Annotated in this window: 25 protein-coding genes and 2 tRNA genes; 9 read left to right on the forward strand and 18 right to left on the reverse strand. The window is 70.2% G+C overall.

The window, feature by feature from the left end:
* Positions 1-7 precede the first annotated feature (7 nt).
* The 4 genes from ftsX to LNK82_RS44380 all read right to left on the reverse strand — a co-directional run bounded on the left by ftsX (position 8) and on the right by LNK82_RS44380 (position 3373).
* Entirely contained in the window at positions 8-910 is a 903-nt protein-coding gene (gene ftsX / locus LNK82_RS44365; protein ID WP_230572825.1) for a permease-like cell division protein FtsX, read from the reverse strand.
* Between the two features lie 53 nt (positions 911-963).
* The gene (gene ftsE / locus LNK82_RS44370; protein ID WP_230572826.1) at positions 964-1653 is read right to left on the reverse strand and encodes a cell division ATP-binding protein FtsE; all 690 of its coding nucleotides are present in this window, start codon (positions 1651-1653) and stop codon (positions 964-966) included.
* A gap of 67 nt (positions 1654-1720) precedes the next feature.
* Positions 1721-2821 (reverse strand): peptide chain release factor 2, encoded by a 1101-nt coding sequence (gene prfB, locus LNK82_RS44375; protein WP_230572827.1) that lies wholly within the window; start codon positions 2819-2821, stop codon positions 1721-1723.
* Between the two features lie 51 nt (positions 2822-2872).
* Positions 2873-3373 (reverse strand): PadR family transcriptional regulator, encoded by a 501-nt coding sequence (locus LNK82_RS44380; protein WP_077004179.1) that lies wholly within the window; start codon positions 3371-3373, stop codon positions 2873-2875.
* A 378-nt stretch (positions 3374-3751) separates the two neighbouring features.
* Between LNK82_RS44380 and LNK82_RS44385 the strand changes: the two genes are divergently transcribed.
* Positions 3752-3949 (forward strand): hypothetical protein, encoded by a 198-nt coding sequence (locus LNK82_RS44385; protein WP_053717392.1) that lies wholly within the window; start codon positions 3752-3754, stop codon positions 3947-3949.
* A 51-nt stretch (positions 3950-4000) separates the two neighbouring features.
* Here the strand turns inward: LNK82_RS44385 and LNK82_RS44390 are convergent.
* The 3 genes from LNK82_RS44390 to LNK82_RS44400 all read right to left on the reverse strand — a co-directional run bounded on the left by LNK82_RS44390 (position 4001) and on the right by LNK82_RS44400 (position 7498).
* Positions 4001-4077, reverse strand: a tRNA-Met gene (locus LNK82_RS44390).
* Positions 4078-4348: 271 nt separating this feature from the next.
* Positions 4349-4422: transfer RNA gene (locus LNK82_RS44395), tRNA-Met, on the reverse strand.
* 94 nt (positions 4423-4516) lie between these two features.
* Entirely contained in the window at positions 4517-7498 is a 2982-nt protein-coding gene (locus tag LNK82_RS44400) for a UPF0182 family protein (protein WP_230572828.1), read from the reverse strand.
* Between the two features lie 130 nt (positions 7499-7628).
* Between LNK82_RS44400 and LNK82_RS44405 the strand changes: the two genes are divergently transcribed.
* Positions 7629-8171: a PPA1309 family protein gene (locus LNK82_RS44405; RefSeq protein WP_230572829.1), complete on the forward strand. Its 543-nt coding sequence runs from the start codon at positions 7629-7631 to the stop codon at positions 8169-8171.
* A gap of 200 nt (positions 8172-8371) precedes the next feature.
* On the opposite strand, the gene LNK82_RS44410 is transcribed toward LNK82_RS44405, so the two are convergent.
* On the reverse strand, positions 8372-9457 hold the full coding sequence (locus LNK82_RS44410; RefSeq protein WP_230572830.1) for a YlbL family protein: 1086 nt from the start codon (positions 9455-9457) through the stop codon (positions 8372-8374).
* 81 nt (positions 9458-9538) lie between these two features.
* On the opposite strand from LNK82_RS44410, the gene LNK82_RS44415 reads away from it, so the two are divergent.
* Positions 9539-10849 carry a zinc-dependent metalloprotease gene (locus tag LNK82_RS44415; protein WP_230572831.1) on the forward strand — a complete coding sequence of 437 codons (1311 nt, stop codon included), beginning with the start codon at positions 9539-9541 and terminating at the stop codon, positions 10847-10849.
* A gap of 55 nt (positions 10850-10904) precedes the next feature.
* Here LNK82_RS44415 and LNK82_RS44420 read toward each other — a convergent pair whose 3' ends face one another.
* Positions 10905-11432, reverse strand: a complete 528-nt coding sequence (locus LNK82_RS44420) for a M48 metallopeptidase family protein (protein WP_230572832.1) — start codon at positions 11430-11432, stop codon at positions 10905-10907.
* Between the two features lie 203 nt (positions 11433-11635).
* On the opposite strand from LNK82_RS44420, the gene LNK82_RS44425 reads away from it, so the two are divergent.
* The 4 genes from LNK82_RS44425 (at position 11636) to LNK82_RS44440 (ending at position 14966) form a co-directional block, all read left to right on the forward strand.
* Positions 11636-11791 carry a DUF5679 domain-containing protein gene (locus tag LNK82_RS44425; protein ID WP_015098458.1) on the forward strand — a complete coding sequence of 52 codons (156 nt, stop codon included), beginning with the start codon at positions 11636-11638 and terminating at the stop codon, positions 11789-11791.
* Positions 11792-11922: 131 nt separating this feature from the next.
* Entirely contained in the window at positions 11923-12933 is a 1011-nt protein-coding gene (locus tag LNK82_RS47390) for a thiamine biosynthesis protein ThiF (RefSeq protein ID WP_308257549.1), read from the forward strand.
* Between the two features lie 86 nt (positions 12934-13019).
* A complete protein-coding gene (locus LNK82_RS44435; RefSeq protein WP_230572833.1) occupies positions 13020-14330 on the forward strand; it encodes an ABC1 kinase family protein in 1311 nt (436 codons plus the stop codon).
* 81 nt (positions 14331-14411) lie between these two features.
* The gene (locus LNK82_RS44440) at positions 14412-14966 is read left to right on the forward strand and encodes a hypothetical protein (RefSeq protein ID WP_230572834.1); all 555 of its coding nucleotides are present in this window, start codon (positions 14412-14414) and stop codon (positions 14964-14966) included.
* Positions 14967-15452: 486 nt separating this feature from the next.
* Here the strand turns inward: LNK82_RS44440 and LNK82_RS44450 are convergent, their stop codons facing one another.
* From LNK82_RS44450 to LNK82_RS44465, 4 genes are all read right to left on the reverse strand, one after another.
* Entirely contained in the window at positions 15453-16370 is a 918-nt protein-coding gene (locus LNK82_RS44450) for a class I SAM-dependent methyltransferase (RefSeq protein ID WP_230572836.1), read from the reverse strand.
* Positions 16371-16659: 289 nt separating this feature from the next.
* Entirely contained in the window at positions 16660-16851 is a 192-nt protein-coding gene (locus LNK82_RS44455; protein WP_230572837.1) for a hypothetical protein, read from the reverse strand.
* 29 nt (positions 16852-16880) lie between these two features.
* Positions 16881-17279: a WhiB family transcriptional regulator gene (locus tag LNK82_RS44460; protein WP_230572838.1), complete on the reverse strand. Its 399-nt coding sequence runs from the start codon at positions 17277-17279 to the stop codon at positions 16881-16883.
* Positions 17280-18033: 754 nt separating this feature from the next.
* A complete protein-coding gene (locus LNK82_RS44465) occupies positions 18034-20088 on the reverse strand; it encodes an ATP-dependent DNA helicase UvrD2 (RefSeq protein ID WP_230572839.1) in 2055 nt (684 codons plus the stop codon).
* A 72-nt stretch (positions 20089-20160) separates the two neighbouring features.
* Here LNK82_RS44465 and LNK82_RS44470 point away from each other — a divergent pair, with 72 nt between their 5' ends.
* Positions 20161-20901, forward strand: a complete 741-nt coding sequence (locus tag LNK82_RS44470; RefSeq protein WP_230572840.1) for a DUF4191 domain-containing protein — start codon at positions 20161-20163, stop codon at positions 20899-20901.
* 113 nt (positions 20902-21014) lie between these two features.
* Here LNK82_RS44470 and LNK82_RS44475 read toward each other — a convergent pair whose 3' ends face one another.
* Positions 21015-21488 carry an RDD family protein gene (locus LNK82_RS44475; protein ID WP_230572841.1) on the reverse strand — a complete coding sequence of 158 codons (474 nt, stop codon included), beginning with the start codon at positions 21486-21488 and terminating at the stop codon, positions 21015-21017.
* A 194-nt stretch (positions 21489-21682) separates the two neighbouring features.
* On the opposite strand from LNK82_RS44475, the gene glnA reads away from it, so the two are divergent.
* Positions 21683-23107, forward strand: a complete 1425-nt coding sequence (gene glnA, locus LNK82_RS44480) for a type I glutamate--ammonia ligase (protein ID WP_053717408.1) — start codon at positions 21683-21685, stop codon at positions 23105-23107.
* Positions 23108-23221: 114 nt separating this feature from the next.
* Here the strand turns inward: glnA and LNK82_RS44485 are convergent, their stop codons facing one another.
* Genes LNK82_RS44485 through LNK82_RS44500 form a run of 4 tightly spaced genes read right to left on the reverse strand, consistent with a single transcriptional unit; the run spans position 23222 to position 25268 of the window.
* A complete protein-coding gene (locus LNK82_RS44485; protein WP_308257552.1) occupies positions 23222-23959 on the reverse strand; it encodes a DUF6338 family protein in 738 nt (245 codons plus the stop codon).
* The gene (locus LNK82_RS44490; protein ID WP_230572843.1) at positions 23959-24180 is read right to left on the reverse strand and encodes a hypothetical protein; all 222 of its coding nucleotides are present in this window, start codon (positions 24178-24180) and stop codon (positions 23959-23961) included. The genes LNK82_RS44485 and LNK82_RS44490 overlap by 1 nt, the downstream gene beginning before the upstream one ends.
* Before the next feature lie 44 nt (positions 24181-24224).
* A complete protein-coding gene (locus tag LNK82_RS44495; protein WP_230572844.1) occupies positions 24225-24638 on the reverse strand; it encodes a YkvA family protein in 414 nt (137 codons plus the stop codon).
* A complete protein-coding gene (locus LNK82_RS44500) occupies positions 24639-25268 on the reverse strand; it encodes a hypothetical protein (protein ID WP_230572845.1) in 630 nt (209 codons plus the stop codon).
* Positions 25269-25351 lie beyond the last annotated feature (83 nt).

Genomic DNA, 25351 nt, shown 5'->3' on the forward strand with positions numbered 1-25351 from the left:
CCAGCGGTTATAGGCGCACGTAGAGACGCAGCGTGACGTAGCCGGTCAGGGCCGAGATCGCGATCGCCACACCGACCAGGATGGGTGAGAGGAAGAGGATCTCCACCATGCTCACCTCCGGGATGATGTTGGCCGCGAACAGCTCGCCCAGCACCCGGTCGAGCAGGAAGAGCTTCGCCACCACGAGCAACCCGATCGAGACCACGGAGCCGATGACGCCGGCGACCACCGCCTCGATGAGGAACGGCAGCTGGGTGTACCAGCGGGTGGCGCCGACCAGCCGCATGATGCCGACCTCCGTGCGCCGGGTGAACGCCGACACCTGGATCGTATTGGAGATCAACATCAGCGCGGCGAACGCCTGGAGCGCCGCCAGCACCAGCGCGCCGTCGCGCAGGCCGTTCAGGAAGCCGAACAGCCGGTCGAGGTCCTCGCGCTGGTCGTCGACCTTCTTGACGCCCGCCTTGCCGGTGAACGCCTGCACGATCACGTCGGACCGCTGCGCGTCCTCCAGCTTGACCCGGAACATCGCCGGGATCGCCTCGGGACGGGCCAGCTTCGCCAGCTCCGGCTGCGACTCGAAGACCTTCTTGAACCGCTCGAAGCCCTTGTCGCGGTTCTCGTAGACGACCGTCTCGACCCCGGACGTGGTCTCCAGCTGGCTGCGCAGGCCCGAGCAGGGCTGCTGCGTGCAGTCCTTGTCGTTCACGCTGATGTCGTTGGTGAGCATGACCGCCACCTCGAGCTGGCCGAGGTAGTCGTCCTGCATCTTGTCCACCATGTTGACGACCAGCAGGCCGACACCGAGCAGCAAGAGCGAGATCGCGGTCGTGAGGATCATCGCGATGGTCATCGTGACGTTCCGGCGCAGGCCGGTGACGACCTCGCTGAACACGAAGCTGGTACGCATCGGGGGGAACGTTCCTCAGGGTCGGGGGATGAGGGGGTCCGGCGTCCTCGGGCTCAGCGGCCCACGCCGTAAACACCCCGTGCGTCGTCGCGGATGATGCGGCCGTTGTCCAGCTCGACCACCCGGCGGCGCATGGAGTCGACGATGGAGTGGTCGTGGGTGGCCATCAGCACCGTCGTGCCGGTGCGGTTGATCCGCTCCAGCAGCAACATGATGTCCTGGCTGGTGTCGGGGTCCAGGTTCCCGGTCGGCTCGTCGGCCAGCAGCACCAGCGGCCGGTTGACGAACGCGCGGGCGATCGCCACCCGCTGCTGCTCGCCGCCGGACAGCTCGTGCGGCATCCGGTCGGCCTTGCCGTCGAGGCCGACCAGCTGGAGCACCTCGGGCACCACCTTGACGATGGTGTTGCGCGGCTTGCCGATCACCTCCAACGCGAACGCGACGTTCTCCGCCACGGTCTTGTTGGTCAGCAGCCGGAAGTCCTGGAACACGCAGCCGATGGACTGGCGCAGGCGGGGGACCCTGCGCCGGGACATCTTGGCCACGTCGAAGTTCGACACGTACACGCGGCCCTTGCTGGGCACTTCCTCCCGCAGCAGGAGCCGCAGGAACGTGGACTTCCCGGAACCGGAAGGCCCGATGAGGAACACGAACTCACCCTTGTCCATCTCGACCGATACGTTGTCGAGCGCGGGACGCGCGGAGCTCTTGTAGACCTTGGACACGTGTTCGAGGCGAATCACGAGGCGCGAGTGTACTCGTGGCCTGGGTAAAGCCCTCGTCTCGCCCGCCGCACGGCGGCTTGACCGATCAGGACTGGTGCTGCTTGCGCCAGCGGATGCCCGCTTCCAGGAAGTCGTCGATCTCGCCGTCGAGCACCGCGGACGGGTTGCCGACCTCGTGCTCGGTGCGCAGGTCCTTGACCATCTGGTACGGGTGCAGCACGTAGGAGCGCATCTGGTTGCCCCAGCTCGACCCGGTGTCCTTCAGCGCGTCCATCTTCGCCTGCTCCTCCTGCCGCTGCCGCTCCAGCAGCTTGGCCTGGAGCACGGCCATCGCGGTGGCCTTGTTCTGCAGCTGGGAGCGCTCGTTCTGGCAGGAGACCACGATGCCGGTCGGGATGTGCGTCAGGCGCACCGCCGAGTCGGTCGTGTTGACGCCCTGGCCACCCGGGCCGGACGAGCGGTAGACGTCGACCCTCAGGTCCTTCTCGTCGATGTCGACGTGGTCGGTCTGCTCGACCACGGGCACCACCTCGACGCCCGCGAACGACGTCTGCCGGCGGCCCTGGTTGTCGAACGGCGAGATGCGCACGAGGCGGTGCGTGCCCTGTTCGACGCTGAGCGTGCCGTAGGCGTACGGGGCAGTGACGCGGAACGTGGCGGACTTGATGCCCGCCTCCTCGGCGTAGGACGTGTCGAACACGTCGACGCTGTAGCCGTGCCGCTCGGCCCAGCGGGAGTACATCCGCAGCAGCATCTCGGCGAAGTCGGCCGCGTCGATGCCGCCCGCCTCGGCACGGATGGTGACCAGCGCGTTGCGCTCGTCGTACTCGCCCGAGAGCAGCGTGCGGACCTCGAGGGAGGAGATCTCCTCGCGGAGCTTCGCGCGCTCGGTGTCGGCCTCGGCGAGGCTGCCCGCGTCACCCTCGTCCTCGGCCAGCTCGTACATGATCGACAGGTCGTCGAGGCGCTCGCGCAGGGTCGTGATGCGGCGCAGCTCGCCCTGCTTGTGCGAGAGCAGGCTGGTGACCTTCTGCGCCTTCTCCTGGTCGTCCCAGAGGTCCGGCCGGGCCGCCGCCTGCTCCAGCTCCGCGACCTGGGCGCGCAGCGCATCGAGGTCCATCACCGCCTCGATGCTCGTGAGCGTGGCGGAGAGGTCCTTGATGTCTGCTTCGACGTCGGGATTCACGTCCCAAGATTACGCCGGCACCGGTCGCGGAGTGCGACCGGTGGGCGCGATTCAGGCCGTCGGGATGGCGTCGAGCAGCTTGAGCACGGCCTTGGCGTGGGCGAGGCCGAACTCGGCGACCGCCTTGGCGTAGGCGTCCTCGGCGGTCTTCACCGCCGTCTTGGCGGCCTCCTGCTCGGCGCCGTAGCTCGCGCGGGCGGAGTCCACGAGCCCTTGCCGCTGCTTGGCGGTCAGGGAGCCCGCGTGCACCAGCCGCAGGATCAACGGGCTGCGCAGGTGGTCCGGCCCCGGCTCGGAGAGCAGCCAGTTCTTGAACGCCTTCTTGCCCGCCGCGGTCAGCACGTACTGCTGGCTGGAGCGCGGGCCCTGCTTGCCGAGGCGCAGCAGGCCTGCGTCCGCCAACGCGGGCAGCTCGCGGTAGACCTGGCTCCGGGTGACGCTGAAGAACGCGCCGAAGCGCTCTCCGGCCTCAGCCACGAGCTGGCCACCGGTCTTGGGTCCGTCGTGCAGCAGTCCGAGCAGGGCCGCCGCCGTCGCATTCAGGTCCGACACACCACCAACGGTGCCACGCTCACCCGTCGCTGTCCACAATGGTCAGCCGTTCTGTCCACTGTGGCTGATCACGGGCTAGCGGAGTTGGGCCAAGCGGAGCAACGCAAACATCGCTGCGTAACCGCCCGCTGATCAACACCACGCGTTCGGCCTCTTGACCCCGCCTGTCCACGCGAAGTGGAAATCCATTGAGCCGCAAGGGAAACCGCACTTTTGCGTTCACTCGAACGGCAGCGCGGCGTCACGCGCCGCTGCCGCGCCGCCCCGGCGGCCCCATCGGGCGATAGCACAACCCGGTGATGTCCGGCTCTCGACGTGGCAAACACGTCGGGTGGTGGGACCATTACCACGGGTGTTCGTACGACTGGGAGGTCAGCTGTGGGCATCAAATGGACGACGGGAACGAAGGTAGTCCGCAACGCCCGCGCCTGGGCGTCCGGCACGATCCCGGAGCAGGCGGGCAAGGACGAGTGCATGGTGTGCGGCAAGCAGATCCGCAGGCATCGCACGGTCAGCGGCGAAGGCCGGGTGTGCTCCCTCACGTGCGCCCAGTACTGGGCGGAGAACATGACCTGAGCACGCGCAAGCGAAAGGCCCCCGGAGTCGAAACTCCGGGGGCCTTTCACGTGGTAGCGGGGACAGGATTTGAACCTGCGACCTCTGGGTTATGAGCCCAGCGAGCTACCGAGCTGCTCCACCCCGCGCTGTAAGGACAACTATACACGCCCCGAAAACCACTTTTCACCGGGGCCCCCTAACCGCATATCCCCAGCTCACGCACTATCCAGGGCCTCGCGCTTCCCCAAACCGCACCCGACCACCGGAACCCGCACCGACGTGGAGTCCAGGGGCTTCGCCCCCGGTCGGGGGTGCAGGGGGCGAAGCCCTCCTGCCCGGGGTCCGGGGGCCGGGCCCCGGGTATAAATGCGGAAAAGCCGTGTTCATGATTTCCATGAACACGGCTATCCCACTTTGTAGCGGGGACAGGATTTGAACCTGCGACCTCTGGGTTATGAGCCCAGCGAGCTACCGAGCTGCTCCACCCCGCGCTGCATTTAGAACTGTACGCCTGGGGTTAACCGGAATGCAAATCGGGTGGCCCGGAACGTGTCCCAGGCCACCCGATGGCGATATCAGTGCAGGTCAGCCGGTCGGTGTCGGTGACGGCTGGGTGGTCGACGGCTGGGTCGTCGACGCACCCGCCGCCGTGTTGAACCTCTTCGTCGCGTCGTCGAGCGCCTTGTAGGCGTTGCCGAGCTCGACGAAGTCACCGCTGGACTGCGCGGCCTTGATGCGCGACAGGGCCGACTGGATGTCCCGCACGGCCTGCTGCAGCTCCGTGCCGCCCTGCCCGTCGTTCGGCGCCGTCGGCGTCGTGGTGGGCGTGGACGTCGGCGGCTGGCCGTTGGGGTCCGGTGTCGGCACCTGGGCCGACGAGCCGGACAGGACCTCCTCCATCGCCTCGGCCAACGTCGGCGCGTAGCCCACCTTGTCGCCGAAGCTCACCAGCACCTTGAACAACTGCGGGAACTGGGTGTTCTGACTGGCCCGTTCGATGTAGATGGGCTCCACGTAGAGCAGGCCGCCGCCCACCGGCAGGGTCAGCAGGTTGCCGTAGACGACCTTCGTCTGCCGCTGGGCGAGCAGGTTCAGCTCACCGCTGACCTCGCCGTTGGTGAGGAAGGTGGTCTGGATCTGCTGCGGGCCCTTGACCTCGTTGTTCAGCGTCAGGACGCTCATCTTGCCGTAGTTGTCCGGGTCGGATCTGACCGTCACGTACGACGCCATGAACTCCCGGTTCAACCGCACCAACGCGCTGGTCAGCTGGAAGCTCACCTTGTTCGCGTCGCCGGTCGGGTCGCCCGCCAGCACGTAGAACGGCGGCTGCCGGTCCCGCTGCTGCTGCACGCCCTGCTGCTGCGCCTCGACCGTGGTGGCGTTGTCGATGGTCGGGTCGGACGGCACGTCCCAGAACGAGACGCCGGAGTAGAAGTCACGCGGGTTGTCCACGTGGTACTCCGACAGCATCTCCCGCTGGACCTTGAACAGGTCCTCGGGGTAGCGCAGGTGCTCCTTCAGCGACTGAGACATCTCGCTGTTGGCCTTCACCGTGCCCGGGAAGACGCCCATCCACGCCTTCAGCACGGGGTCCTGCGCGTCCATCTCGTACAGCGTCACCGTGCCGTCGTAGGCGTCCACAGTGGCCTTGACCGAGTTGCGGATGTAGCTGATCTCCCGGTTCGGCTGCTGCGCCACGCCCGGCAGCGAGTCGTTCGTGGCGTCGCCCAGCGCCGTGCGGCGCGCGTACGGGTAGTTGTCGAGCGTGGTGTAGCCGTCGACGATCCACGTGATGCGGCCGTCCACCACCGCCGGGTACGGGTCGCCGTCGACGGTCAGCCACGGCGCCACGGCCTCCACGCGGTCGCGCGGGTGGCGGTTGAAGATGATCCGCGAGTCGTCGCCGATGGCCGAGTTGAACAGGATGTTCCGCTCGCCGTAGGCGGCGGCGAAGACCATCTTGTTGAACAGGCCGCCGATGCGGACGCCGCCCTTGCCGGTGTAGGTGTAGGACGAGCCGTCGGTGTCGTACTCGCCGGGAGCGCCCTCGCCCCGGCCACCGACGATGGCGTAGTCGGCCGGGCTGCCCAGCTCACCGAAGTAGGTGCGCGGCTGCTCCACGCCGAACGGGCCGGGCTGGACCTTGCCGTCCTGGCCGACCTGCGCCACCTCGAACACCGGGTAGCCGCCGTCGCCGTCGTCGTCCGCGGTCGAGTTCACCTTGCTGGCCTCGGCGAACACCATGCCGTTGCCGTGGGTGTAGATGAGGTGCTGGTTGATCCAGTCGCGCTGGCCCTGCGGGATGCCCGCGGTGTTCAGCTCGCGGACCGCGACGATGTAGTCCTGGAGCTGCTGGTCCTTTGTGTACCGGTCGACGTCCAGCTTCTCCGGGAACGCGTAGAACGGCCGCAGCTGCTGGAACTGGGTGAACGTCTTGGAGATGACGGCCGGGTCGAGCAGCCGGACGTTGCCCACCGTCGCCTGGTCGTTCTTCAACTCGTCCAGCGAGACGTTCTGCTTGCCCGCGTACGACTCGCTCTCCACCTTGTCCGGGGTCAGCCCGAAGGCTTGCCGGGTGGCTTCGATGTTGCGGCCGATGGGTTCGGCTTCCTTCTCGATGGCGTTCGGCCGCACCGAGAACTGCTCCAGCACGGCGGGCCAGGCGGCGCCGACCAGGATCGAGGACAGCACCAGCAGCACGGTCGCGATCGCCGGCAGCTGGAGGTTGCGCAGCACCGCGCCCGCGAAGAACGCGATGGCGCAGAAGACCGCGATGAACAGCAGGATCAGCTTGGCGGGCAGCACCGCGTTGAGGTCGGTGTAGCTCGCGCCGTCGAACTTGTCGTTGCGGTCGGAGAACAGCAGCGTGTACCGGTCGAAGAAGTACGCGACCGCCTTGAGCAGGATGAACACGCCCGCCACGATGGCCAGGTGGGTGCGGGCGGGCCCGGAGAGCTGACCGCCGCGACCCGCCAGCCGGATGCCGCCGAACAGGTAGTGCGCCACCACCGCGGCCACGAACGCGACCGCCGTGGCGATGAACAGCCACGACAGCACCCACGTGTAGAACGGCAGCTGGAACGCGTAGAAGCCGATGTCGTGGCCGAACTCGGGGTCGTTCACGCCGAACGAGGTGGCGTTGAGGAACAGCTGGACCTCTTCCCAGTTGCCCTGGGCCGAGGTGCCGGCGATGACGCCGACCAGCACCGGCAGTCCGATGGCGAACAGCTTCATCCGCCTGCTGACGACGGCGCGGTAGCGGGCCACCGGGTCGTCGGGCCCGGACACCGGCACGAAGACCGGCCGGGAGCGGTAGGCGAGGATCAGGTTGATCGCGACGAGACCGCCGACCAGCAGGCCCACGGCGAAGAACAACCCGAACCGGGTCGCCAGCACCGTGCCGTAGACGCTGCGGAAGCCGACCTCGCCGAACCAGAGCCAGTTGACGTAGGTGCCGAGCAGCCTTGAGCCGGTGATCAGACCGACCAGGACCACCGCACCGACGATGAGCAGAATCCGGCTGCGACGGGACAGCCTGGGCAGTCCGACCGGGGGCCGTGTGGCCACGGGGCACGCTCCTGGATCGCGGTAGTGGCGTTCGTACGTTCTGTCCAACTCTACGGAGGCCGCCCGGGGTTCCCCGTTCGGTCTTGTCTTCTGTGATCTGATTGTCGGCTTCGCCGGGGCAGGTGCGACCATGGCGCACGTGTCAGCCAGTGAAACGCCACCCGTGGTGCTGCCCGAGGTCGCCCGCGAGGTCGAGGAGTTCGTGTCCACCGCCGGGTGGAACCAGCCGACCCAGCTGTTCGCGCTGGTACCGACCGCCGAGCTGCTGGAGCGGCAACCGGAGCTGGCGGGCCAGCTCGACCCCGCCGCCTCGCCGTTGACGCCGATCGCGCAGGACTCGCTGCCGGACGACGAGCTGGACCGGGCGCTGGCGGGCATCGTGTGGCCCGACGTCGTGCACGGGTGCGCGTTGGCGCAGGAAATCGTCGTGCTGCCGCCGGACGCCGAGGCCCAGCTGACCGAGCAGGAGCTGGACGACGAGCAGGCGCGCAAGTTCGCCGCCGAACACCCCCAGCGCCGGGAGGCGCGGCTGGTGGCGGCCGTGCTGCGGGACGGCTCGGCGGCGTGCGTGCTGCGGCTGCGGGGCAACGTGGAGGTGCCCGAGGAGGTCGTGGCCCATCCCGAACTGGCCCCGAACCTCACCCGAGCCCTGCTCGAAACCCTCAGGCAGTGACATGGCCGCTGCTCCGCAGACGGCGGCTCGGTCGCCTGGAAGTCGGTCGTTCGCGCCTGATTTCCCGACGATCGAAAAGCGTGATCGCCGGGAAATGAGGCACGAACGAACGACGCGACCTCGCGGGGTGGCCCGGTAGCAGGGCGGGGTGGCCCGGCAGCAGGGCGGGGTGGCCCGGTAGCAGGGCGCGGAGCAGCGGCCTAACAACTGGGCGCGTCGCCGCCCTTGCTCAGTGATTCCAGCGACTGCACGGCGTCGTCCAGCTTCTCGACCTTGACCAGGCGCAAGCCCTCCGGGGCGTGCTGCTTCGCCTCGTCGCAGTTGCCCGCGGGCACGAGGAACACGGTGGCGCCGCCCTCGCGGGCGGCGACCATCTTGAACCCGATGCCGCCGATGCGGCCGACCTCGCCCTTGTCGTTGATCTCGCCGGTGCCCGCGACGGACTGCCCGCCGTTCAGCTCGCCCGGGGTGAGCTTGTCGACGATCGACAGCGCGAACAGCAGGCCCGCGGACGGCCCGCCGACGTCGGACAGGCTGATCTTGATCTCGAACGGCACGTCCGCGCGGTCCAGCGGCAGCACGCCGAGGAAGCCGGACTCGCGGCCGTCCGCGCGGCCGAGGGTGACGGTGGCGGTCTTGCGCTCGGACCCGCGTTCGAAGGTCAGCGTGATCCGGTCACCCGGCTTGGTGCTCTCCAGCGCCGCGCGCACGTCGTCGGCGCTGGAGACCTGCTTGCCGTTGACCTCCAGCAGCCGGTCGTTCGGCTCCAGCACGGTGGCGGCCGCGGTGTCGTTGGTGATCTCGGCGGCGACGACCTTCATCGGGTAGTCCAGGTAGCTCAGCGCGGCCACCTCGGCGCTGCTCTGCGAGTCCTGGAACGCCTTCACGTTCTGGTCGCGGACCTGCTGCTCGGACTCGCCGGGCCGGAAGAACTCCTCGCGCGGCGCCAGCGCGTACCGGCCGCTGATCCACAGGCCGAGCGCGCCGAACAGCGACACGTCGTCGGTGAGCGACACCGTGGTCATGGTGAGGTTGCCGCCGGTCGGGAAGGTCTCCTGACCTTCGACCGACACCACGTCGCCGCCGTTGACCTGGCCCAACGTGTCGTAGGTCGGTCCGGGGCCGAGGGCGACGTACGGCACGCGGGCGAACCCGCCGAGCAGGCCGAGCACCAGCACGACCGTGAGGCTGACCACGAGGGTCCACGTCCGCCGGGTCAGGCCGCGCCGCGGCGCGTGCGGTGGGGGTGGTGCCTGGTCCACGACGGTGTCGGTGCCTTCGGTCACGCCAGACAGGGTACGACCACGGCGTCACGCCCCTGGCGAACCGGTCCCACGCGGGGCTGCCGTGCCGCGTACCGTGGACCCATGAGTGACCTGCCCTTCGGGTTCAGCCCGCAGGACCCCGACGACCGCAACCGCAAACCCGGGGACCAAGGGGAGAACCCCTTCGACTTCAACCAGCTCGGCGCGATGCTGAGCCAGCTCGGTGCGATGTTCAGCAACGCGGGCACGTCGTCCGGGCCGGTCAACTACGACCTCGCGAAGCAGATCGCGCTCCAGCAGCTCGCCGGCAAGGGCGGCACCGGCTTCGGCCCGGACCAGAGCGGCGCGGTGGCCGACGCCGTGCACCTGGCGGAGATGTGGCTCGACCCGGTGACGTCGCTGCCCGCGGGCGCGCGCACGTCCCAGAGCTGGAGCGCGCGCGACTGGGTGGAGCGCACGTTGCCGACGTGGCAGCGGCTGTGCGACCCGGTGGCGCAGCGGGTGTCCGGCGCTTGGGTGGACGCGATGCCGGCCGAGGCGAAGGAAGCCGCCGGACCGCTGCTGTCGATGCTCGGCCAGATGGGCGGCATGGCGTTCGGCTCGCAGCTCGGCGGCGCGCTGGCGCAGCTCGGCGCGGAGGTGCTGACGTCGACCGACGTGGGGCTGCCGCTCGGGCCGGAGGGCACGGCGGCGCTGCTGCCGGACAACATCGAGAAGTTCACCGAGGGCCTGGAGCGGCCGACCAGCGAGGTGCTGGTGTTCCTGGCCGCGCGTGAGGCGGCGCACCAGCGGCTGTTCAGCCACGTGCCGTGGCTGCGGCAGCGGCTGCTGGACACGGTTGAGGAGTTCGCCCGCGGCATCACCGTCGACACCTCGGCGCTGGAGCAGCTGGCCGGCCAGATCGACCCGGCGAACCCGGCGAGCATCGAAGAGGCGATGAAGTCGGGGATGCTCGAACCCCAGACCACGCCCGGGCAGAAGGCCGCGCTGACCCGCCTGGAGACGTTGCTGGCCCTGGTCGAGGGCTGGGTGGACGTGGTGGTGAACGAGGCGGTCGGCGAGCGGCTGCCCGGCGCCGAGGCGCTGCGGGAGACGCTGCGCAGGCGGCGCGCGTCCGGCGGGCCGGCGGAGCAGACGTTCGCCACGCTGGTCGGCCTGGAGCTGCGGCCACGCCGGCACCGCTCGGCGGCGGCGCTGTGGAAGCTGCTCACCGACCAGCACGGCATCGAGCAGCGCGACAGCGTCTGGGAGCACCCCGACCTGGTGCCGACGGCCGAGGACCTGGACGACCCGATGGAGTTCGCCGAGCGGTTCGGCCAGACGCGCAAGGCGCTGGAGGACCCGATGGCGGAGCTGGAGCGCACCCTGCGCGACGAGGACAAGGGCGACGAGCCGAAGAAGGACGGGGAGTAGCGCCACCCACCCCGCGAGGTCGCGCCCGTTCACGACCTCGCGGGACCGGTCGTGGCTAGTCCTCCTCCGTGATGCCCAGCCCGGCCGCGGCCGAGAGGCCTTCCAGGTACCCGATGGCCCGCTCGGCCTTCGGGTACCTGTGCACCAGCAGCCAGAAGTCCTTTCCGTGCCCGGGCACCTCCAGGTGCGCCAGCTCGTGCACCAGCACGTAGTCGAGCACCCACGCGGGCACGTCGCGCAGCCGCTCGCTGATCCTGATCGTGCCCTCGCTCGGCGTGCACGACGCCCACCTCGTGCGCATCGGCGGCACCCACCGCACGCTGCTCGGCTGCACGCCGTCCAGGTACCGGTCCGCCAGCTCCTCGCACCGGGCCAGCAGGGCGGCGTCCGAGGTGCGCGTTGGCGAGCGCCTGCGGGTCTCGCTGCGCTGCAGGCGGCTGAGCATCTCCGCCACCCAGTGCTTCTCCTCGCTCTTGCTCATGCGAGCCGGCAGCAGGACCACGACCGTGTCCCCCTCGCGGTACGCGCTCACCATGCGACGGCGCCGGGCGCTGCGCCGCACCTCCACCTGCGGTTCGGGCATGGCGTTCACGGTAAGGCCAGGGACCGACAATCCGCGGCGGCCAAGCGGCGGTCTGTGGAGGGACGGACCAGCAGGTTCCACCGAAAGGCGGCTGGACACGCTCGACGCGGCGTGCAGCGGAGGCGCGTTCCCGGAGGTAGCGTTCAGCGCAACCCCCGAGTGTGGCGCAGATCGCTCCGCACTCTCGAAGCGAGGAGGAAGCCGTGGCCGAGACCTACAACGGCTACTGCGTCAAGTGCCGTGAGAAGCGCGACTTCACGGGCGAGGTGCACGAGAGCAACAACCGCAGGATGGCCAAGGGCAAGTGCCCGGTCTGCGGAACCACGGTGACCCGGATCCTCGGCAAGGCGAAGGTCTGATCGAGGACGGGCGGCCGGGCCCCTCGCGGGCGTCCGGCCGCTCGTCAAGGCCATTTACGGCCTCTGTGGACAACCGGCAAGCCTGTGGACAGGCATTTTGCCGAACCGGCCGCCACGGGCACGCTGCCGGTGTGGATCTCCCCAACCGCCCCAGGGTCCTGCCCGGCCTGCCGCTGCTGCGCCGCCGGGCCGACGTGGTGCAGATCGGCACGGACCCCCGGCACGCGATGCTGGTCGAGGACGTGCCGGAGCCGATGGCGTCCGTCCTGCTCGGCCTCAACGGTCGACACACCCTCACCGACCTGCGGGAACGCCTCGCCGGTCACGGTCGCCAGGCAGCCGAGTTCGCCGGCGTGCTGCACGGCCTCGCGCGGGCCGGGCTGGTCGAGGACACCGTGCCCGTGCCGCACCCGCGGCTGGCCGCCGAGGTGACCGGGTGGGCGCTGCGGACCCGTCGTCGCGCCGTCGGACTGCCCGCCGACCGGGCCGCCAGATCCGTCGTGGTGCACGGCGAGGGCAGGCTCGCGGTCACCGTCGCCGCGCTCCTGGGCGCCTCCGGAGTGGCACACGTTCGAGTGGTCGCGCGGGGCCGGGTCGGGCCGGAGGACACCGGATCGGGGTACGTCGAAGCGGACGTCGGCCGACCGCGTGCCGAGGCCGCCCAGGACGCCGTGCGGCGGGCGTGCGGGACCGTGCGCCCGGTGGGGCGCGCCGTGGACCTGGTGGTGCTGGCCGACGCGTTGGTGCCCGCCCCTGAGGTGCTGCACCGGCTCGTCGCGGACGGCACGCCGCACCTCGCCGTGCGGGTCCGGGAAGGGCTCGGCGTGGTCGGACCGCTGGTCGTGCCGGGTCGCAGCAGCTGCCTGAGGTGCGCGGACATGCACGCGGCCGACGAGGACCCGGCGTGGCCGATGATCGCCGCGCAGCTGGTCGACCGCGCGCAGCACGCCGACCTGGCCACCGTCACGGCGACCGCCGGGGTGGCGGTCGGGCAGGCGCTGCTGGCGCTCGACCGGTCCGAGCCGGCCGCGACCAGGCCGCCCACCTGGGACGCGACCCTGGAGGTCGACGCGTTCGCCGGAGTGGTCGAGCACCGGATCGCGCCGGTGCACCCGCGCTGCGAGTGCCGTTCCGCGACGTGATCCGCCCTCAGGTAGGGCTGTGTAGGTTTTGTGGCAGGGGCGTGCACCACTGCGTCCTCGTGAACGGGCGGGAGGAGAATCACCGGGTGAGCGAGATCCCGCGCAAGGCCGTGCAGCGCACCGCCAAGCTGGCCAGCCTCCCGCTCGGGGTGGCGGGCCGGGTGGTGGGCGGCTGGGGCAAGCGCCTGGCAGGCCGCAGCTCCGAGGAGGTCAGCGCCGAGGTGTCGGCGAAGACCGCGGAGCAGGTGTTCGCGGTGCTCGGGCAGCTCAAGGGCGGCGCGATGAAGTTCGGCCAGGCGCTGAGCGTGTTCGAGGCGGCGGTGCCCGACGAGCTGGCCGAGCCGTACCGCGAGGCGTTGACCAAGCTGCAGACGGCCGCGCCGCCGATGCCCGCGCGCACCGTGCACCGCGTGCTGGCCGAGCAGCTCGGCGCGGGGTGGGCGAAGCGGTTCACGTCGTTCGACGACTCGCCCGCCGCGTCGGCGAGCATCGGGCAGGTGCACCGGGCGGTGTGGCACGACGGCCGCGACGTGGCGGTGAAGGTGCAGTACCCGGGCGCGGACGAGGCGTTGCAGAGCGACCTCAGCACGTTGCTGCGGTTCAGCCGGGTGTTGCAGGCGGTGATGCCCGGCGCCGAGGTCAAGCCGCTGTTGGAGGAGCTGCGGGACCGGTACCTCGAGGAGTTGGACTACCGGACCGAGGCGGACAACCAGCGGGTCTTCGCGAAGGCGTTCGACGGCGACGACCGCGTGCTCGTGCCGCGGGTGGTGGCCAGCTCGCCGAAGGTGATGGTCACCGAGTGGACCGAGGGCACGCCGCTGTCGAAGATCATCCGTGAGGGTGAGCGCGACGAGCGCGACCTGGCCGGGCAGCTGCTGTCGGAGTTCCACTTCTCCGCGCCGAGCCGGTCCGGGCTGCTGCACGCCGACCCGCACCCCGGCAACTTCATGCTGGGCGCGGACGGCCGGTTGCGCGTGCTGGACTTCGGGGCGGTCGCCCGGCTGCCCGACGGGTTGCCCAAGACGTTGGGCCTGATGACCAGGCTGGCGCTGGACGGCCGGTCGGCGGACCTGGTGGAGCTGCTGCGGACGGAGCGGTTCATCCGTCCCGGGACCGAGCTGCACGCCGAGGACGTGTTGAACTACCTGGCGCCGTTCGTCGAGCCGCTGCGGACCGAGACGTTCCACTTCACCCGGCGGTGGCTGCAGAAGCAGGCGGAGCGCGTCGGCGACCTCCGCAGCCCCGATTCGCACACGGGAAGGTCCCTGAACCTCCCGCCGCAGTACCTACTTATCCACAGGGTGACGCTGGGCGCGACCGGCATCCTCTGTCAGCTCGACGCGAACGTGCAGGCCAGAGCCATCGTCGCCCAGTGGCAGCCCGGCTTCGACGACTGAGTTGTCCACAGGTCTCCGACTTGTCCACAGATCACCACCACCCCATGGCACGGCTTCCGCAACCACCGGAAGATCGACCCCATGGACCAAGTGATCAAGGCAGCGGACCTGCGGGCAGCCGGCGTGCCGGGCTACGTCATCGACCTCAAGTGCCGACCCGGCGGGCCGTGGCAACGCATCCTGCCGGGCGTGGTGCTGCTCGGCGCGAGCCCTCCGACCCGTGCCCAACGCCTCCAGGCGGCGCTGGCTTACGCCGGCCCTGAGGCGGTCGTCACCGGCGTCGACGCCCTGCACGCCCACGGCCTGCACGCCCTGCCTCCCCCACCCCGCATCCACCTGCTGCAACCGGCCACCACCCGCCGCTCGTGCGCGGACCACGTGCTGCTGGAACGCACCACCCGCCCACCGAAGGTGGTGGTGGAATCCGGCCTCCCCGTCGCCGAACCGACGAGAGCAGTCCTGGACGCCGCGCGCCACGAACCGGACCCCTTGCGCCAACACCACCTGCTGGCCACCGCGGTCCGCTCCGGGATGTGCACGGTCACCGGCCTGACCAGAGAACTGGACGCGGGCAGCAAACGCGGCACCGCGACCCCCAGAGCAACCCTTCGACTCCTCTCCGCCCTCCTCCGCTAACCACCCACGGCCGCCACCACCCCTCCCTCTCCATCTCCCTGCTCCGCACACCTCTGCACCTCTACTCACAACCGCGCACTGATGACCCACCCCACGCACCAATCGCCTCGGCTGGGCAGTCGGCCTTCCTCCCGCCCGCACCTACCACCAAGCACACCGCCCTACCCAACGGCGGCAACCACCTGAGCCGCCCTACCCCCACACCCAGCACGTCGCCACACCCAGCAGGCCGCCGGCCCCAGCGAGGGCAGCCGGCAGCCGGCCTCCGACCGCCGTCAGCTTCACCAGCGTCGCCCTACCCGGCACCCCCACCCGCACCCCAGTAGTCGGACGGCAGCTTGCCTTCGATGTCCCGGACGTGCGCCCGCGCGCAGAGGTGGCACAACCACTGGTCGACCCCGCGCTCCCGCTCTCGCACCCAGGCCAAGAGCTGGGCCGGGTCCGGGACGGACGAACGCGTCCGTCCACAGCGGGCGCACGTGTCGGTCACGGCTTGCGGCCCAGGTACACGGTGTTGGCGATCAGCAGGAACACGTCGTCGCGCAGCCCGAGGAACGCGGGGTCCTGAGGGTCGAGCAGTTGCTTCACCGTGCGGCGGTCGGCGGGGTGGAGCGCGTCGCCGGCGACCTCGGTGAACCAGGCCAGCTGGTTCACCGCCCAATCGCGCACCGCCTGCTCGGGCGGTGCGGGGTGATCGATCAAGTAGCTGAACGCGGTCACGTCCACCAGACCGGCGTCGGAGAGCACGAGGTTCCAGCCGCCGGGCATGCGAACGGCACCCGTCGTGTTCTCCCGCATCCGCACGAACCACTGGTCGCGCGCGGCGGTCAGTCGCTCTTGCAAGCCCGGCTCACCGATACCCAGGTCGAACGGGAGGAACTTGCCGCTCAACCCGCCCTCGGCGAGCGCCAACCACCCACCGGGCGCGACCGCCTCGATCAACCCGACCACTGCCGCACGCTGATCAGGGAGGTGATGCACGACGTTCGAAGCCCACACCAACTGCGCGGGTCCGGCGATCTCCACCGGCCGTTCGGTGGCGAGGTCGGCGAGCACCGGCCGGACGCGCACGGTCGCCGTCGTCGTGTCGGTCTCGTAGGCCGCCGCCGACCGGGCGGCGGTGGTGGCCGCGTCCAACAGCTCGGGCACCGCGTCGACCAGCACGACGGTGCCGCCGCCGCGCGCGGACAGCGCCTCGACCAGCGCCACGCTCATCCCACCGGCACCGCACCCGACATCCAGCACGGTCGGCTTGTCGGGCAGGGCGCGAACGAGTCTGCGCGCGACCACGCGCCGCGACTCGGCGTCCAGCTCGTCGGCCTGCCGCAGGAAGTTCAACCGTGACGACCAGTCGATCCCGTCATGGGTGTGGGCATGGGCATGGTTGTGAGAGTGAGCTGCCACACGTCGAACGGTACCTACGCCGAGCCGAACCCTCCCATCGAAATACGCCTCGCCGCGGTCTCCGGCAACGAGCGCGTGGCCGCCGGCGCGCGGGGCACCTGGTCGGCGGCGGCCGGGCGCGTGGCGGCCGGCGCGCGGGCAGCTGGTCGGCGGCCGCCGGGCGCCTGGTCGGCGTGACGTGGTGGTGGTGGTGGTGGTCTGTCGGTCCCGAAGTACTCCCTCCCGGCGGCGGATACGGCGAGGCCCGCCCTCCCCGTCGTGGGACGGGGAGGGCGGGCCGCTCCGTGCATCAGATCGCGCGGGCCTTCATGGCAGCCCTGCGCTGGGCCCATCCGGCCAGTCGACCCCACCTGCGGGCGACGACGAGACGGTGGGCCAGCCGATGCTGTCGCGCGAATATCTCCGCGTCATGCATTCGGGATCTGGCGAGATTTTCTTCGAGCAGCATGGGGTTCCCCTTGGGATTGACCTCGATCAGCATGGATTCGTCTGTGGTGGATCGGTACGTGGTCACGCGGCGGCCTCCTGGTCGTTAGCCCCCCGGACAACGGTCGCGGCGGGTGCCGCGGGTACAACAGGTGCTGCGTCCTTGCGGGGGCGTCCACGGGGACGCTTCCGCGCGATCACGGTTCCGCGCTCGAAGATCTCGCCGCCCCAGACCCCCCAGGGCTCGTGACGAGCAAGCGCACCGGCCAGGCACTCGGCGATGACGGGGCAGGTGGCGCAGAACCTCTTCGCCTCCTCCAGCTCCGCCGGCGCGTCGGCGAACCACAGGTCGGGGTTGTTGGTACGGCAAGGAAGCTCCAAGCCGGCGTCCGGCGCGGTGTCGATCAGAGTGGCGACACCCGCCCCGGAGAGCTCCGACTCGGTGGACAACGTCCCGTTTATGGGGACGGTCGCGGTCAACATCAGGTGGACTCCTGTCAAGGGTCTTGCATGGGGTTTGTTTGTCGTTCGAACCGCAAAACGGGTCGGGACAGCACGAAGGCCGCGGATCCGGTTACGGGTCCGCGGCCTTCGTGAGCTTCGTGGCCTGACTACAAGGTGGTCAGGTACTTCGCTCGTGCGCGGACGGCGCAACGTTCTGAGTCGGGACAAGGGTCGACGCGTGCGGCGTCGGCACCTGGATCAGCTGAACTCGCTCAGCGCCCCACTTGAGGGCGTGGCGATCGCGGGCAGACTTCTCCCCCGCGACACGAGCAGCGACTGGAGCCAAGACCACCCCGGTCATCAGGTAACCGGGCGTCTCGAAGCACGTGGGAGTGTTCACGACCGGTCACCTCCTCGGGTGGCTCGTACTCGACTGCTAGCTCTTGAATCCCCAGCGGGCGCTTCGCGCCCGGCCTGAGCAGGTTATGACCCCACGCAGGACGGGTGCAACAGGTTTTTCCAAATACCTGTCGATTGAGTGAAGATTCCGCGTTTGCCCTGCACAGAGCGCTAGCGGCCGGCCACCCGTACGGACGAGACGGCCCGCAGGCGAGCCGGACGCGGCCACCGGCGGCGGATCAACGGGAGATCAACGGCCCATCAACGCCCGATCAACGGCGGGTCAGCGAAGGTCGACACGGTCGCGACGTAGCCGCCACCCAGCCGCCACCCAGCCAGGACCCGGTCAGGCCCCGGCCACGGCCCGAGGACAGCGCAGAGGTCGACGCGAAGGTCAACGGCCGCGCACGAGGGCCAGCACGTCGTCCCCGAACCGGTCGAGCTTGGCCGCGCCGATGCCCGAGATCGACACGAGCCCGGCGACGTCCTCGGGCCGCTGCTCGGCGATCGCGACCAGCGTCGCGTCGGTGAACACCACGTAGGCGGGCACCTTGAGCTCACGCGCCCGGTCCGCCCGCCACGCCCGCAGCTTGGCCAGCAGCTCCTCGTCCAGGTCGGACGGGCACGAGGCGCACCGGCTCAGCTTGATCGCCCGCGCGTCCACCAACGCCGACCCGCACACCCGGCACTGCGGCTTGGGCCGCTTCTGCAGCGGCTCCCGCTTCGCGGCCGTGCGCGACGCCGGGTGGTCCTCCGGCACGAGCCCGTAGAGGAACCGGCTGCGCCGCCGGTACCGGCGCCCGCCCGCGGCGCGCGCCAACGCCCACGACATCCACAGGTGCACACGGGCCCGCGTCACGCCCACGTACAGCAGCCGGCGCTCTTCCTCGATCGCCGCGTCGTCACCGTCGGCGTGCTGGATCGGCAAGGTGCCCTCGACCAGCCCGACCAGGAACACCGCGTCCCACTCCAGGCCCTTCGCCGCGTGCAGGGACGCCAGCGTCACGCCCTCCACCGTCGGCGGGTGCTGCGCCTCGGCCCGCAGCTCCAACTCGGCCACGAACTTCGGCAGGTCCGCCGAGTCCACCGCCGTGACCAGCTCCTCGGCCAGTTCCACCAGCGCGAGCAGCGACTCCCACTTCTCCCGCGCCGTCCCGCCGGCGGGCGGCTCGTCGGTCAGGCCGATGCCCGCCAGCACCTCGCGGACCACCTTCGGCAGCTCGCCGGTCGGCTCGTGCGCCGCCGCCGACCGCAACGCCACCATCGCCTGCCGCACCTCGGCGCGCTGGAAGAACCGCTCCCCACCACGCACCTGATAGGGCACGCCGACCTCGGCCAACGCCTGCTCGAAGACCTCCGACTGGGCGTTGACGCGGTAGAGGATGGCGATCTCGCTGGCCGCCACGCCCTCGTCCAGCAGCGCCTTCACCCGCCGCGCGACGGCCGCGGCCTCCAGCGTCTCGTCGTCGAACTCGGTGAACGTCGGCTTCGGCCCGTCCGGGCGCTGACCGATCAGCCTCAGCCGTGACCCGGAGGGACGGTCGCGCGCCCACTTGATCACTTCGTTGGCGAGGCCAACGACCTGCGGTGTCGACCGGTAGTCGCGCTCCAGCCGCACCACGACCGCCTCGGGGAACCGGCGCGGGAAGTCCAGCAGCGGACGCGGCGAGGCGCCCGCGAACGAGTAGATGGTCTGGTTCGCGTCACCGACCACGGTCAGGTCGTCGCGCTGACCGAGCCACGCGTCGAGCACGCGCTGCTGCAACGGCGTGACGTCCTGGTACTCGTCCACCACGAAGCAGCGGTACCGGTCGCGGAACTCCTCGGCGACCTCGCCGTGCTCCTCCAGCGCCGCCGCGGTGTGCAGCAGGAGGTCGTCGAAGTCGAGCAGCTGCGCCTGGTTCTTGAGCTCTTCGTAGGTCCGGTAGACCTGCGCGACCTGCTCGGCGGGCGCGGGCGTGTCACGGCTCGTGCGGCCGGCGGCGTTCGGGTAGCCATCGGGCGCGACCAGCGACGCCTTGGCCCACTCGATCTCGCCCGCGAGGTCGCGCAGCGAGTCCGACTCGGTGGACAGGCCGACGCGGTTCGCGGCCTGGGCGACCAGCCGCAGCTTGTTGCGGTCGATCAGCTGCCACTGCTCGCCGCCGACCACGCGTGGCCAGAAGTAGCGGAGCTGGCGAAGGGCGGCGGCGTGGAACGTGCGTGCCTGCGCGCCGTGCACGCCCAGCGCCCGCAAGCGGGTCCGCATCTCGCCCGCGGCACGTGCGGTGAACGTGACGGCGAGGACTTGACCGGCGGAAACGTGCCCCCGTTGGACCAGGTGGGCGATGCGGTGCGTGATGGTGCGGGTCTTGCCGGTGCCTGCGCCCGCGAGCACGCAGACCGGGCCGCGCGGAGCTTCCACCGCGGCGCGCTGTTCCGGGTCGAGTCCGTCCAACAGCCCGTCCATGCGCTGCATCCTCGCAGAGGTCAGCGAGTACTCCCGTCATGGGGCACGACGGCGCGCCGTATCCTGGTGGGTATGGCTGGTAAGCAGGACAAGGCGGCTGCCAAGGCGGCCTCCAAGGAAGCGGCGAAGGCTCGGCGCGCGGCATCGAAGGCGAAGCGCAGCCAGATCTTCGAGGCGTTCAAGATGCAGCGCCGCGAGGACAAGGCGCTCGTGCCGTTGATGCTGGCGTGCCTGCTCGGCGCGACGGCCGCGGCGTTCCTGATCGGCCTCATCTGGGACATGCAGTGGGTGCTGCTGCCCATGGGCATCGCGGTGGGCGCGCTGCTCGCGGTCATCGTGTTCGGCCGCCGGGTGCAGAAGACCGTGTACGCGAAGGCGGACGGGCAGCCCGGCGCGGCGGCGTGGGCGCTGGACAACCTGCGCGGCAAGTGGCGCGTCACGCAGGCCGTGGCGGGCACGACGAGCGGTGACATGGTGCACCGGGTGCTCGGCCGGCCGGGCGTGGTGCTGGTCGCCGAGGGCGCGCCGCACCGGGTCAAGAACCTGCTCGCCCAGGAGAAGAAGCGGGTGGCGCGGGTGATCGGCGAGACGCCGATCTACGACGTCGTCGTGGGCACCGAGGACGGCCAGGTGCCGCTGCGCAAGCTGCAGAGCCACCTGATGAAGCTGCCTCGCAACATCTCGACCGCCCAGGTCGACACGATCGACAACCGGCTGGCCGCACTGGCCAGCCGCGGCGCGGCGCTGCCCAAGGGCCCGATGCCGCAGGGCGCCAAGATGCGCAACGTGCAGCGCGCCATGCGTCGCCGCTGAGGCTCCACCGACGCGCGTTTCCGCAGCTCAGGCCCGTTCCGGCAGTCGTCCGGGGCGGGCCTGCCGCTTGGTCGGCCCTTTCACGCCCATCGGCCGACCGGTCGTCGCACCTGTCAGCGGGCCCTGAGGACGACGGTGCCCGCGGCCTTGTCGTGCAGGCCCCTGCCGTCGGCGTCCCACACCACCGCCGGGATGATCGGGAAGATCAACACCGTCCGCAGCGCGGCCCGCGGCAGGCCGACGGCCTCCGTGCCGTCCATCCGCACGACCCGCAGCCCGAACAGCGCGTGACCAGGGGTGAAGCCGAAGAACCCGACCCCGACGACGGTGATGGCGAACCAGGCCAGCAGGCTCCAGTTCTGCGGCAGGTCGGGCATGGTGAACAGGCCCGCCACGCCGCCCGAGAGGGCGAAGTCGACCAGGATGGCGATCGCGCGGCGGCCCGTGGACGCGACGGAGCCAGGACCGGACCGGGGCAGGCCGAGGCGTTCACCCCGCCACCGCTGCCCGGTACCGTCTCCGGAGTCGGCGCCGGGTTCCAGCGCCGAGCGGGGTCCTGACAGCCACGAACCGGTCCACTTGCTCACCCCACCAGAGTAAGGCCGTGCTCAGCGGGTGAGGAGCGCCGGTCGGGTTGCCCGACCTGGGAGGCCCGTTAACACTGGCGAAACACGCGGGTGACGGCTGGGCAACACCACGGTCTTAGTTTCGCCACGATGGCAGGCCGCACCACGCAGCGGCGTACAACCACGCCCCCACCGCAGCAGAGGAGTCGACGAGGGTGTTCAAGAATCCCGACGAGGTCCTGAAGTACATCTCCGACGAGGGCGTGAAGTTCGTAGACGTCCGCTTCAGCGACCTGCCCGGCGTGATGCAGCACTTCACGCTCCCCGCCGCCGCGTTCGACGCCGACGCCATCGCCGAGGGCCTCGCGTTCGACGGTTCGTCGGTCCGCGGCTTCCAGTCGATCCACGAGTCGGACATGCTGCTGCTGCCCGACCTCTACACCGCGCGCCTCGACCCGTTCCGGATCGAGAAGACGCTGATCGTCAACTTCTTCGTGCACGACCCGTTCACGCGTGAGGCGTACAGCCGCGACCCGCGCAACATCGCGCGCAAGGCCGAGCAGTACATCACGGAGTCGGGCATCGCGGACACCGCGTACTTCGGCGCCGAGGCGGAGTTCTACATCTTCGACTCGATCCGCTTCGACACCACCGCGAACGCGTCCTTCCACGAGATCGACTCGATCTCCGGCGCCTGGAACACGGGCCGTGAGGAAGAGGGCGGCAACCGCGGCTACAAGGTCAAGTACAAGGGCGGCTACTTCCCCGTCTCGCCGACCGACCACTACGCGGACCTGCGCGACAAGATGGTCCTCAACATGCAGGCCCAGGGCTTCTCGGTCGAGCGCGCACACCACGAGGTGGGCACCGCCGGCCAGTCCGAGATCAACTACAAGTTCAACACGCTGCTGCACGCCGCGGACGACCTGATGCTGTTCAAGTACATCATCAAGAACACCGCGTGGCAGGCCGGCAAGACCGTGACGTTCATGCCGAAGCCGCTGTTCGGCGACAACGGCTCGGGCATGCACACCCACCAGTCGCTGTGGAAGGACGGCCAGCCGCTGTTCCACGACGAGTCCGGCTACGCGGGCCTGTCGGACACGGCGCGGCACTACATCGGCGGCATCCTGCACCACGCGCCGTCGCTGCTGGCGTTCACCAACCCGACGGTGAACTCCTACCACCGCCTGGTGCCGGGCTACGAGGCCCCGGTGTCGCTGGTCTACTCCCAGCGCAACCGGTCGGCGTGCGTGCGCATCCCGATCACCGGCAACAACCCCAAGGCCAAGCGCATCGAGTTCCGCTGCCCCGACTCGTCGGGCAACCCGTACCTGGCGTTCTCGGCCATGGTGATGGCCGGCCTGGACGGCGTGAAGAACAAGATCGAGCCGCCGGCCCCGATCGACAAGGACCTCTACGAGCTGCCGCCCGAGGAGGCCCGCGACGTCAAGCAGGTGCCGGCGTCCCTGGACGCGGTGCTGGACAGCCTCGAGGCGGACCACGAGTTCCTCCTGGAGGGCGGCGTCTTCACGCCGGACGTCATCGACACCTGGATCTCGTTCAAGCGGGAGCAGGAGATCGACCCGCTGCGCCTGCGCCCGAACCCCTACGAGTTCGCGCTCTACTACGACGTGTGATCGGCACGGGGCTCTGACCAGCGGTTCCACCGGTTGAAGCCCCACTCACACCTCCACAGGCCGAAGGCCGGGCGACCACTGCGGTCGCCCGGCCTTCGGCCTTTCGCGATCAGGTCAGGTCGGTGACGGCGCGGAGGAGCGCGGGCGGGTGTCGAGGAGGTTGCCCGATTCACGGTCCCGGTATTGGACGCGCAGGTACTTGATCTGGGTCGCCGGGATGACGACGCGGGCCCAGCGCTCGCCGATGACGTCCTCGACGTGGGTCTCGGCGCCGTCCAGCGGTTTGCCGAGGTAGGTCATGGAGACGCCTTCCAGGACGATCTCGCGCTCCTCCGGCACCCCCGACGCGGTGTGGGAGCGGAGGAAGCCGAAGAACGACGTGCCGTCCACCAGGTGCACGTGCACCCACGGCACGCTGCCCGGCGGGCGGTCGCGGCGGAAGACCTGGTGCCACGCGGTCTGCTGCTGCACGGACGTGACCTCGCTGCGGTGGCGGGCCAGCAGCAGGTCGAGGAGGGCGGCCAGGGCGCAGGCCAGCGCGAGTTCGGCCACGACGGACGTGAGCACGAGGGGCAGGTGTGAGCGCACGTACGCCGCACCGCCGTTGACCAGGCGGTCCAACGGCACCACGACGTCGACACCGGACAGCGCGCGCACCGCGGCGCCGAAGGCGATCAGCAGCGCGCACGCGGTCAGCGTGAACGCGAGGCTGCCCAACGCCACCCGGGACGCCTCGCGGAACGGTGACTCCTTGAAGCCCGCACGCCTGCGCTCCCGCAGCAGCTCGAACACGATGCCGGGCGCGACCAGCGCGAGGAACGACGCCACCGCACCGAGGGTCTGCGGCACCACTACCGCGTGTCACCGCGCGCCGGGGGCGGCTCGCTCGCCTCGGAGTCGAGGTACCTGAACGGCCCTCCGCTCGCGGGCATCGCCTCCTCCGGCTCGTCCGCTTCGTACGGGCCACCGGTCGGCACGGCCGAGGCGGGCAACGGCGGTAGTGCCTCGACGGCTTCGACGGCCTCGATCTCGGCGATCAGGCGCTCGACTCGGGCCTTGCGATCGTCTGCCATGCGCTTCCTCCCTACCCCGGAAGTCGCGCAGCGTACCGACCGCGTTACCCCCTGCGCGCCCCGCCCGGTCCCACACCGGTCAACCGGCGCACCACCGCCAGCCCGTCCGCCGTACCGGGCCAGTGGGCCTCCACCAAGTCGAACGCGGTCACGCGAATCACCGAGCGCAGCACCCAGCACACCACGATCGCGTCGTCCGCGTACCCCAGAACCGGGATGAAGTCGGGCACCAGGTCGAACGGCAGCGCCAGGTACCCCAGCAGCAGCCACAGCCGCACCCGGGCGGACCGGGGAACGCGCGGGTCGCGGGCCAGGCGGGTGACCAGCCGCAGGACGTCCGGCAGCAGCCGCAGGGCCAACCGCAACGCCACGCCCCGCGGCCGGACCAGGAACAGACCCAGCAGCAGCACCAGCCACAGGCCGACCAGCCCGAGCAGGACACCGACGAGGACGTCCACCTACTTGGGGATCGGGATACCGGTCACGGTCACCGCGCCGCCGGTCGGCGCGAGCTGGCCGATGATCCCCGCGAACGTCAGCGAGAACGAGGTGCTGTCGGCGCCGGCCGTCCGGTCCAGCTCCAGGAACCCGTTGATGCTGGAGTTCTTCGCGATCGACGACGGCCACCGGCTGGTGGACACGGACGCGCCGTAGTCGCGCTGCGCGTCGTCGACCGCCGAGATGGACGGGACGGGCAGGTCCATCTTCGCGTTGCTGGCGTTTATGGCGGTGACGAACACCTTGAGGCGGCCGCCCGCGTTCTCCACCTTGGTGACCTCCACGGTGAGCAGGCCGCGCGCCTGCTTCCACGACCCCGTGAGCACCTTGGCGTCCACGCTGGGGGGCGCTTCGTCCTCCGAGGTCGTGCCCACCGCGCCGTCCAGGCTGCCGATGGTGTCGTCCGAGGAGGCGGAGGTCGTCGTGGGGGTGGTCGAAGAAGTTTCGCGCAGGGTGACGCTCAACGCGCCGACGCCGACCGTGCCCGCGGTGACCGCCTGGATCACCCCGAGCAGGACCAGCACGCCGAGCACGACCAAGCTGATCTTCAAAGCTGCGCTGCTCTTCTTGCGGTGGGTCTCGTCGTCCATGACGTCCTTCGTCCGGGCGCACGCGTGCGAACGTGAATCTCCCCCAGGAGTGTCGCTAGTCTCGACATAAGGAACACCAATAG

The organism is Saccharothrix luteola (assembly GCF_020859565.1).
Taxonomy (GTDB): domain Bacteria; phylum Actinomycetota; class Actinomycetes; order Mycobacteriales; family Pseudonocardiaceae; genus Actinosynnema; species Actinosynnema luteola.

Coding starts and splice junctions, on each gene's coding strand:
- LNK82_RS44420 (WP_230572832.1), bottom strand. CDS start 11,432: ATGCCCGAACCGCAGGTGGAGGTGCGGCGCAGCGCCCGGCGCCGTCGC.
- LNK82_RS44405 (WP_230572829.1), top strand. CDS start 7,629: ATGGCGCACGTGTCAGCCAGTGAAACGCCACCCGTGGTGCTGCCCGAG.
- LNK82_RS44500 (WP_230572845.1), bottom strand. CDS start 25,268: ATGGACGACGAGACCCACCGCAAGAAGAGCAGCGCAGCTTTGAAGATC.
- LNK82_RS44460 (WP_230572838.1), bottom strand. CDS start 17,279: ATGTTGACCGCGACCGTCCCCATAAACGGGACGTTGTCCACCGAGTCG.
- LNK82_RS44440 (WP_230572834.1), top strand. CDS start 14,412: ATGGACCAAGTGATCAAGGCAGCGGACCTGCGGGCAGCCGGCGTGCCG.
- LNK82_RS44465 (WP_230572839.1), bottom strand. CDS start 20,088: ATGGACGGGCTGTTGGACGGACTCGACCCGGAACAGCGCGCCGCGGTG.
- LNK82_RS44415 (WP_230572831.1), top strand. CDS start 9,539: ATGAGTGACCTGCCCTTCGGGTTCAGCCCGCAGGACCCCGACGACCGC.
- LNK82_RS44455 (WP_230572837.1), bottom strand. CDS start 16,851: ATGCTGATCGAGGTCAATCCCAAGGGGAACCCCATGCTGCTCGAAGAA.
- LNK82_RS44470 (WP_230572840.1), top strand. CDS start 20,161: ATGGCTGGTAAGCAGGACAAGGCGGCTGCCAAGGCGGCCTCCAAGGAA.
- LNK82_RS44490 (WP_230572843.1), bottom strand. CDS start 24,180: ATGGCAGACGATCGCAAGGCCCGAGTCGAGCGCCTGATCGCCGAGATC.
- ftsX (WP_230572825.1), bottom strand. CDS start 910: ATGCGTACCAGCTTCGTGTTCAGCGAGGTCGTCACCGGCCTGCGCCGG.